Genomic DNA, 6,169 nt, shown 5'->3' on the forward strand with positions numbered 1-6,169 from the left:
TATCTAACAGACAAAACCGTTATCAGGACCTTTTTTCAGAGTGGAACGGTCTTGATGATAAAACTTCAGAGATTGAAGGCTTTAAAAAGGCTTTTGAAGAATATGTTTTAGAGAAACTTCAAGAAAACAGGTCATCCCTCTGGGAAACTGATAGGCTCAGGCAACTTAAGAAGATGCTTGACTTTGCCCATAGACCTGCAAATAAAAAGACTGAATATATGGAACTCGGCGAATTCAGACAAAGAAAGGTCTTAAATAAACCAGAAGAAATTTTATAAGGAGGTTAACATGCCAGAATTAGTAAAAAATCGTTCAGAAATTTTGTTTCTCTATGATGTGAAAGATGCAAATCCAAACGGAGACCCTGTTGATGAAAACAAGCCGAGGATTGATGAGGAAACAGGAGCAACCATTGTTACTGATGTGAGATTGAAAAGAACTATTAGAGATTATTTATACGATTACAAAGGTCAGGAAATTTTTATTCGTGAAATCAGGAAAGAAGATGGAAGTCTCAAAACAAAAGAGGAAAGATTGAACGACTTTGCTGATAGTTCCATAATTGAAAGATGTATTGATATCCGTCTTTTTGGCTGCACCACTGCTGTAGAAAATAGAACAATTACGCTTACAGGTCCGGTTCAGTTCAAATACGGAAGGTCTTTACATAAAGTTGACTTAACTTATATCAAAGGGACTACAGTTATGCCTTCTGCAACTGGCAGACAACAAGGCACCTTTACAGAACGCTATATTCTTCCATACTCTTTAATTGTTTTCTATGGAGTCGTAAATGAAAAGGCTGCTACAACTCAAAATATTCCTCTTACTGAGGAAGATATAGATTTAATGCTTGAGGGAATGTGGAATGGAACGAAAAATCTTATCTCAGGCTCAAAGTTTGGACAGATGCCAAGAATACTTTTACAGATTGTTTATAAAGAAGGACTAAATTTTTACATTGGAGAACTTGATAAACTTATATCTTTAAAATCAGAGATCCCTGATGAAGCTATAAGAGATATATCAGAAGTGAAAATAGATGTAACCAAGCTTATTGATACTCTTGCTAAATATAAAGACAAAATAGAAAAAGTCAGAGTAAAAGTTGATGATAGAGTCAGGCTTATCAGAAATGGCGAGGAAATTGATTTAAAAAGTGCATTAAGTGGTTTCACTGTAGAGGAGCTCACTTTTTAGGGTTTTAACTATGAAAGTGCTTGTGTTTGATTTATACGGTGATTTTGCTCATTTCCGAAAATATTACACCACTACATCACCTCTTACCTTTTCTTTTCCACCACCTCCAACAGTTGCGGGCATATTAGGTGCGATTTATGGCGCTCCAAAAAATGAATATTTAAATATTTTTGGATATGACAATTGCAAAATCGCCTTAAGGATAATAAACCCTATAAAAAAAGTGCGAATGGGAATAAATCTAATAAACACTAAAGACAACAAATACCTTCTTCTTATTAAAAAGAAAAATCATGAGCCACGCACTCAGATATTAACTGAATTTGTTAAGACACCAAAATACAGAGTCTATGTCTGGCACCAAGATAAAGATACTTTTGACAAACTCATCAATATGGTTCAATCCCATCAATCATTTTATACAGTTTCGTTAGGTTTAAGTGAACTTCTTGCTGATTTTTGTTTTGTTGGAGTTTATGATACAAGAGAAATGGAAAAACCCAGGACCGAGATTTCTACTGTAGTGCCTGTAAGCATGCTCATAAACAAGGGCATAGAATTACAGGAGGGGAGAAAATACTTCAAGGAAAAAATTCCTATAAGGATGACACCAGAAAGAATCGTTGAGAACTACGGTGATGTTATTTATGAGCCAGAAGGGAGGACAATTACAGCATATTTGAAAAAATTTTACTATCTTGAAAATGGGGAAAATATCGTCTTCTTCTAATTTGTATTCCCATCCAGATAAATTACTGGAAGACCATCTCATCAATGTAGCTGATTTGATGGAATATTTCTTATCAGAGAAACCGTTAGCTATTCAGAATGAGCTTAAAGAGGTTGCACGAATAATTGGTCTTACTCACGATATAGGTAAGTCAACCAGATATTTTCAGGATTATCTTTTTGCAGAAGAGTCAGCTAAGCAAAAATTAAAGTCTGAATATTCATCGCACAGTCTCTTTTCTGCTATATGTACCTACTTTATCGTAAAAGAATTTTGTCAAAAAACATGTAATGAAAATGTATTCTTGCCCCTTTTTGCTTACATTGCGGTAAGGAGGCATCACGATGACCTGATAGATGTAATGGATGAAGCATCACTATTTGATGAAAAAAATCTTCAAATACTACAAGCACAGCTTGAAAGCATTAATAATCATTCTTTTTCCACATTGTGCAATACATTGCATCAGAAAGGACTTCCCGTTTTGCTCACAAAGCTATTGATTAATACATGGTTTAACGAATTTGAGAGAGAATTAAAGTTTTACAAAAAATTAATAAGGAAAAACAAAGATTTGACACCTTATCTCACTTTAAATCTTATTTATTCGCTTCTTCTTGATGCAGACAAAACCGATGTAGTTCTTGAAAATTCCAATATTCCGATAAGAAAGACTTATGATGACAAAGATTGGGTAAAGAACTACTTAATAAAAGTAAAACCCATCCCGTCCATAATTAATGAACTAAGAACTAAAGCTTACCATGAGGTAATGAAAAAAGATATTGATCTGAATAAAAGATTTTATTCTATCAACTTACCCACAGGACTTGGAAAGACCCTTACCGGTCTTTCCTTTGCATTGAAACTAAAAAGCGAGCTCAGAAAATTGAAAGTCAATCCAAGAATAATTTACTCTCTACCTTTTCTAAGCATAATTGAGCAAAACGCTCAGGTCATTGAAAAAGTAATTGAAGAAAACGGAACAAATCCCACATCAAATATCATGCTCAAACACCATCATCTTGCAGAGATTTTTTACAAAACTGAAGAAAAGGAATATGAAACTCAAGAAGGGGAATTATTGATAGAGGGATGGAACTCGGAAATAATAATAACAACTTTCGTTCAACTCTTTCACACATTGTTTTCGAATAAAAACAGTAGTTTACGAAAATTCCACCGCTTTATCAATTCAATTATAATACTTGATGAGATACAATCTATACCTATTAAGTATTGGAAACTTATCAAAACAATCCTGATGTTACTTGCAGAGAAATTTAATTCATATGTCATTCTTATGACTGCTACCGAACCGCTGATATTTGATAAGAATGAAATATTTAGCATAACAGAGCCCTCTAAATATTATGATAACCTTAATAGAATAGAGTTATACTCGGAAATTGAAAATCCAGTCAAAATTGAACAAATTGTCAATCAAATTGATGAAAATCCAGAGAATTCAAAACTATTTATCTTTAATACAATTGCATCTGCCAAGAAATTCTATTCACTTCTTAAAATCAATTCTATATCAAAAACATTTCTCAGCACCCATATTGTTCCATTAGAAAGGCAAAAAAGAATTGAGGAAATTAGAAATGGAAAATACAAATTAGTTGTGTCCACTCAACTCGTGGAGGCTGGAGTAGACATAGATTTTGACATAGTTTACAGGGATATCGCTCCTCTTGACAGTATAATCCAGTCTGCTGGAAGGTGTAACAGAAATGCTAGTAATAAAAAAGGCACAGTTAAAGTATTCACTCTTACGGACGAACATGGCAGACGCTATGCATCCTATATTTATGATCCTGTTTTAATTGATATTACAGAGAAACTTCTATCTGCAAGGCAATTTTTTAATGAAAAACAGCTTTTCCAGCTACTTGATACCTATTTCCAACAAATTACTGAAAAACTGAATCAGACAGAATCCTCAGAAATTTTAGAGGCTGTTTCCAGATTGAGATATGATAAACAGGAGACGGATGAGTTGTCAATTTCTGATTTTAAACTGATAGAGGAAGACTATCCAGAAATAGATGTATTTATTGAATACGACGAAAGAGCAGTAAAAGTTTGGAAGGAATTTGAAAGAATTAAAATGATTAAAAACCTTTTTGAACGGAAAAAAGAATTTTTGCAAATTCGCAAAGATTTTTACGATTATATCATTTCTATTCCAGCAAATACTGAAAATCTACCTCCAAAAATTATGGATACTTATTACATCTCTCAAAATCAGCTTGAAGATTATTATGACCATGAAACAGGATTTAAAACCAAAGCAGGGCTATTGTTATGGTGAATTCAATGCACCCCACTGGCACCCTTATCTGGTATTATTACATCTGCTCCCGGGAGGTCTGGCTTATGTCAAGGCAGCTTACACCATGGCAGGAAAATCCATTTATTGAGATTGGCAGGCTACTGTCAGAAGAAGCATACAAAAGGGAAAGAAAAGAGATTCATCTTGAAAACATTGTTATAGATTTGTTAAAAACAGAAGGTGAAAATGTGGTGATTGGTGAGGTTAAGAAAAGCTCTCGTTTTGAGAAAAGTGCAAGGATGCAACTTGCTTTTTATCTGTGGAGGCTAAAACAACTCGGTATTGAAGCTACTGGGCAACTTCTCTTTCCAAAAGAAAAGAAAAAAATCATTGTTACCCTTACAAAAGAGCTTAAAGCCGAGCTCATTGAAGCGCAAGCCCAGATTAAAGAAATAATTAAAATGGAGATACCTCCGCCAGCACAAAAAACAAAATTCTGTTCAAAATGTGGTTATCAGGAGTTTTGCTGGTCATGAAACGCACAATTTACATATTTTCAGATGGCGAACTAAAAAGAAAAAGAAACACACTCTATTTTGAAACTGAAGAAGGCAAAAAATACATCCCTGTAGAAAACACATCAGAACTTTTTATCTTTGGTGAAGTTTCAATAAACAAGAGACTTCTTGAATTCCTCACAGAAAGCGAAATTATAATGCACTTTTTCAACTATTACGGCTACTATGTGGGCTCATACTATCCAAGACAGCATCTGAATTCTGGATATATGATACTAAAGCAGGCTGAACATTATCTTGACCCATCAAAACGGCTCATCCTTGCAAGGAAATTTGTAGAGGGTGCTGTGGAGAACATAAAAAAGGTGCTTGCTTATTATAAAAATAGAGGAAAACAACTGGGAGAGTATATTCAGAAAATAGAATCAATTTCTCAATCGCTACAATCCTGTAAAGACACAGAGGGATTGATGGCGATTGAGGGAAACATAAGGGAGCAATACTACTATGCCTTTGACAGGATTCTGGATAATGAGCATTTTATATTTGAAGGTAGAACAAGGAGACCACCAAAAAATCGGCTAAATGCCCTTATTAGTTTTGCAAATTCTATTCTCTATACAGTCTGTCTTAGCGAAATATATCATACCCATCTTGACCCCAGGATTGGTTTCTTGCATACCACGAATTTCAGGAGGTTTTCACTTAATCTTGATGTAGCAGAGGTCTTTAAGCCGATCATTGCAGACAGGGTGATATTTACACTGGTAAATAAAGGAATCATTAAACCACAGCATTTTGAACAGAAGCTTGATGGAATTGTTTTGAATGAGAAGGGGAGAGAGGTTTTTGTAAGAGAGATGGATGAGCGGCTCAAGGCAACTTTTGAGCACAGGGGGCTCGGCAGACATGTGTCTTACAGACAATTGATAAGGCTTGAACTCTATAAGATAGAGAAGCATCTCATAGGGGATGATGAATACAGACCTTTTATAACCTCATGGTAGAATGAATGTAATACTTGTTTATGATGTCAAAGAAGAAAGGGTTCAGAAGGTTTTGAAGATTTGCAGAAAGTATCTACACTGGGTGCAGAATTCTGTATTTGAGGGAGAGATAACAGTGGCAAGGCTTGAGAAGCTCAAGAGTGAGTTAAGGAAGATAATCAATGAAGAGGAGGACTCCATCATTATCTATACCTTCAGGACAGGCTGGTATACAAGGCGGGAGATAATGGGCATAGAGAAGGGAGGGGAAGAGGTGATACTCTGAGATTCGTCTATCCCTGATAATGCAAAAATGCTGGGACAGCGACGAAGGAAAAGTTGATTTTTTAAGGGAACTTATGATAAAAAATAAAATAATTCTATTGTTCTTTGAAAATTATGTTTTGATTTTTCGCATAAAAAATGGATTGCGAGCCTACCTATGAGGAATTGAAAC

General features: G+C 34.8%; 6 protein-coding genes and 1 pseudogene. All 7 read left to right on the forward strand.

Going from position 1 to position 6,169, the window contains the following annotated elements; genetic code table 11:
* Positions 1–278, forward strand: a pseudogene (locus ACP5O9_RS08575) (TIGR03986 family type III CRISPR-associated RAMP protein); the annotation flags it as partial.
* 10 nt (positions 279–288) lie between these two features.
* Positions 289–1,200 carry a type I-B CRISPR-associated protein Cas7/Csh2 gene (gene cas7b / locus ACP5O9_RS08580; RefSeq protein ID WP_428723838.1) on the forward strand — a complete coding sequence of 304 codons (912 nt, stop codon included), beginning with the start codon at positions 289–291 and terminating at the stop codon, positions 1,198–1,200.
* 10 nt (positions 1,201–1,210) lie between these two features.
* On the forward strand, positions 1,211–1,930 hold the full coding sequence (gene cas5b / locus ACP5O9_RS08585) for a type I-B CRISPR-associated protein Cas5b (RefSeq protein WP_353686762.1): 720 nt from the start codon (positions 1,211–1,213) through the stop codon (positions 1,928–1,930).
* Positions 1,905–4,247 carry a CRISPR-associated helicase Cas3' gene (gene cas3 / locus ACP5O9_RS08590; protein ID WP_428723839.1) on the forward strand — a complete coding sequence of 781 codons (2,343 nt, stop codon included), beginning with the start codon at positions 1,905–1,907 and terminating at the stop codon, positions 4,245–4,247. Before cas5b ends, cas3 begins: the two co-directional genes overlap by 26 nt.
* A complete protein-coding gene (gene cas4 / locus ACP5O9_RS08595) occupies positions 4,241–4,744 on the forward strand; it encodes a CRISPR-associated protein Cas4 (RefSeq protein WP_428723840.1) in 504 nt (167 codons plus the stop codon). The genes cas3 and cas4 overlap by 7 nt, the downstream gene beginning before the upstream one ends.
* Positions 4,741–5,733: a type I-B CRISPR-associated endonuclease Cas1b gene (cas1b, locus tag ACP5O9_RS08600; RefSeq protein WP_428723841.1), complete on the forward strand. Its 993-nt coding sequence runs from the start codon at positions 4,741–4,743 to the stop codon at positions 5,731–5,733. Before cas4 ends, cas1b begins: the two co-directional genes overlap by 4 nt.
* A gap of 1 nt (position 5,734) precedes the next feature.
* Positions 5,735–5,998, forward strand: a complete 264-nt coding sequence (gene cas2, locus ACP5O9_RS08605) for a CRISPR-associated endonuclease Cas2 (RefSeq protein ID WP_428723842.1) — start codon at positions 5,735–5,737, stop codon at positions 5,996–5,998.
* Positions 5,999–6,169: the final 171 nt, after the last annotated feature.

Source organism: Thermodesulfovibrio sp. (assembly GCF_049969575.1).
GTDB classification, from domain to species: Bacteria; Nitrospirota; Thermodesulfovibrionia; order Thermodesulfovibrionales; family Thermodesulfovibrionaceae; genus Thermodesulfovibrio; species Thermodesulfovibrio obliviosus.